Genomic DNA, 3,083 nt, shown 5'->3' with positions numbered 1-3,083 from the left:
CCCGATGCGGTGCATCGGGCGTTTTAATCGAAATAAGTGTCAACTTATTTCAGGACAAGACATTAAGCACTTTCCACTTTGACACTGTAACCGCAATCTTTCTGCGGGCAGACTTTTTCAGTACCTTTACTCTTGGTGGTTTTGATACTCAAAATCGGCCAATTACAATTAGGGCAAGGCTCGGCAACCGGCTCATTCCATATCGCATAATCACAGGTTGGGTATTCCGAACAGGAATAGAACACTTTGCCGCGTCGTGATTTACGGGTAAGGATCTCACCTTTTTTACACTTCGGACATTCAACACCGGTTTTATCCGGTTGTTCTAATGATTCAATATGCTTGCATTTAGGATAACTGCTGCAGCCGATAAATTTGCCGTATTTACCTGTGCGAATCCATAAGTCCGAATCACATTTAGGGCATTTACGTCCTTCAACAACTTCAGGTTCACTTGCAGTAGTTTCTTCACCATCAATATTGCGGGTGTAATCACACTCCGGATAGCCAGTACAGCCGATAAATCGACCACTACGCCCCAACCGGCTGGATAGTTTTTTACCGCACTTGGGGCAGTCTTCGTCTAACAGCTCCTGGGTCACATCGCTGCGCTGGACTTCTTTATCCTTAGTTTCAACCTGCTCTTTAAACGGGCCCCAGAAGTTGCGTAATAGAGGAATCCACTCTGCCTCACCACGTGACACCGCATCCAGATCGTCTTCCAGTTTGGCAGTAAAGTCATAATCCACATAGCGGGTAAAGTGTTCAACCAGAAACTTGCCGACGACTCTTCCCACATCAGTGGGATGAAAACGCTTCGTTATCAATTCGACATATTCACGTTGCAGCAAGGTGGATATAATGCTGGCATAAGTCGAAGGCCGACCAATATCGTGTTCTTCCAGACTGCGTACCAGACTGGCTTCACTGTATCTCGGTGGTGGCTCAGTAAAGTGTTGTTCCGGTCGAATAGCGACCAGATCAACCACCTCGCCAACTTCCATGGGCGGCAGAATATTTTCGTCCTTATCGCCTTTGGTATCGTCTTTACCCTCAAGGTAAACGCTCATAAAGCCGGGATTCACCACGGTAGAGCCATTAGCGCGGAACGTATTGCCTTTGCCACAGCCTAAATCCACAGCAACGGTATTCAAGGTTGCATGAATCATCTGACTGGCCAGGGTGCGCTGCCAGATCAGGTTATACAGTTTGTGCTGATCGACGGATAAATATGCCTTCATTTCATCCGGTGTACGCAGCACCGATGTCGGCCGGACAGCCTCATGCGCTTCCTGTGCATTTTTGGATTTGGTTTTATATTCCTGTGGTTTACTCGGCACTGATTTGGCGCCATAACGCTGACCGATAAACATGCGGATTTCTTCAATCGCCTCTGCTGCCAGAGACACCGAGTCGGTACGCATATAGGTGATTAAACCTTCCGCACCCTCGCCAGTATCCACACCCTCGTATAATTGCTGGGCAACACTCATGGTGCGCTGCGCACCAAACCCCAATTTACGCGAAGCTTCCTGTTGCAATGTTGATGTGGTGAAAGGTGCCGCCGGGTTACGTTTGCGTTGTTTTTTCTCAACGTGAGTAACCAGTAACTTGCCTTCAGCAGCCTTCGTTAGGGTTTTAACGACATCCTCCGCCTGCTCAGTTTTCTCGATACTGAACTGGCTGAGCTTTTCATTTTTATAATGCGTTAATTTTGCCTGAAACGGGGTTTTCTCAGCGGTTGCGTCTGCCTCAATGGTCCAGTATTCCTGAGCTTTGAACGCTTCAATTTCCAGCTCGCGCTCGACGATCATTCGTAAAGCAGGACTTTGCACCCGACCCGCAGATAACCCTCTACGCACTTTTTTCCACAGTAATGGTGAGAGCGTAAAGCCGACCAGGTAATCCAGAGCGCGACGTGCTTGTTGTGCATTCACCATGTCCATCGACAGTTCACGTGGATTGGCGACCGCATCGTTAACAGCCTGTTTGGTGATTTCGTGAAAGACGACACGGAAAACTTCTTTATCTTTTAAAACGCCTTTCTTTTTAAGCAACTCAAATAAATGCCAGGAGATTGCCTCTCCTTCACGATCCGGATCCGTCGCCAGATAGAGCGAATCGGCTTTTTTCATGGCTTTGGCAATTGCATCAACATGTTTACTGTTGCGATCAATTATCTGATATTTCATCGCAAAATCATTAGACGGGTCGACTGCGCCTTCTTTAGGCAATAAATCCCTGACGTGACCATAAGACGCCAAGACTTCTACATCTTTGCCCAGATATTTTTTGATGGTCTTGGCCTTGGCCGGTGACTCAACAATGACGAGTTTATTTCCCATAAAATCCTGTACCAAAAATAGACGCTCTAAATAACACTGCCCGTGTAAAACGGGCAGTGTTATGAATTATAAGAGCGGTCAAATTCAGTGAATAACCGCCTCCAAATCTTCAAACACCAGATCTTCCATCCAGGCATAAGCCACTTCTCTGCCCGGTTGATAAAACAGCACCATAAGTACCACCCATTTGAGCTGTTCCAGATCAATTTCTTCACTATCCAGTGCCAACACACGCTCGATGACAACTTCGCGGGTTTCGACATCCAAAACACCCACCTGTTCCAAAAACAATAAATAGCCGCGACACTGAATGTCGAGACGCTCTATTTCACTTTCGCTGAAAACACGGATATGTGTATTGGGATTGTCTGTCTGCGGGGCCACCACAGTCATATTGTCAAGCCAATCAAGCGCTTTGTGTATCTCCAACTCCTGAAAGCCTACCTGCTCTAATTCAAGTTCCAGGACATCTTTATCAGGTTGGCTGCTATCTTCAGTATCGATATAGTTTTCGAACAGATAGAGCAACACATCAATTACATTTTCTTTCATCGGCTTCTCTATTGTGGGCCTGATCAGGTTCCGGCTCGGACGTATCGTCCTCCGGGTAATGATGCTACCTGACCTTGCAGCTCCAGTAATAACAGCATGGATGAAACGGCATCAGCCGTCAATCCGCTTTTGTCAATAAGTATATCGATGTGGATCGGGTCATATCCCAGAAACTCAAACAGTTGT

3 protein-coding genes are annotated in these 3,083 nt (G+C 46.8%); all 3 read right to left on the bottom strand.

All coding sequences use genetic code 11. The annotated features are described in order from the left end of the window. Window positions 1-62 precede the first annotated feature (62 nt). The 3 genes from topA to B3O33_RS00770 all read right to left on the bottom strand — a co-directional run bounded on the left by topA (window position 63) and on the right by B3O33_RS00770 (window position 3,079). Window positions 63-2,345 (bottom strand): type I DNA topoisomerase, encoded by a 2,283-nt coding sequence (topA, locus tag B3O33_RS00780; RefSeq protein WP_292361180.1) that lies wholly within the window; start codon window positions 2,343-2,345, stop codon window positions 63-65. An 84-nt stretch (window positions 2,346-2,429) separates the two neighbouring features. Continuing rightward, entirely contained in the window at window positions 2,430-2,897 is a 468-nt protein-coding gene (locus B3O33_RS00775; protein ID WP_292361179.1) for a DUF494 family protein, read from the bottom strand. Window positions 2,898-2,920: 23 nt separating this feature from the next. Continuing rightward, on the bottom strand, window positions 2,921-3,079 hold the full coding sequence (locus B3O33_RS00770; protein ID WP_292362733.1) for a hypothetical protein: 159 nt from the start codon (window positions 3,077-3,079) through the stop codon (window positions 2,921-2,923). Window positions 3,080-3,083 lie beyond the last annotated feature (4 nt).

This window comes from Methylophaga sp. UBA1464, assembly GCF_002325665.1.
Lineage (GTDB): Bacteria > Pseudomonadota > Gammaproteobacteria > Nitrosococcales > Methylophagaceae > Methylophaga.
The sequence above is the reverse complement of the archived record's forward strand: the minus strand, read 5'-3'. Positions and strand labels throughout refer to the sequence as shown.

Excerpts from the sequence above, each read along its gene's own strand:
- topA (WP_292361180.1), bottom strand. The coding sequence starts at position 2,345 with ATGGGAAATAAACTCGTCATTGTTGAGTCACCGGCCAAGGCCAAGACC.
- B3O33_RS00775 (WP_292361179.1), bottom strand. The coding sequence starts at position 2,897 with ATGAAAGAAAATGTAATTGATGTGTTGCTCTATCTGTTCGAAAACTAT.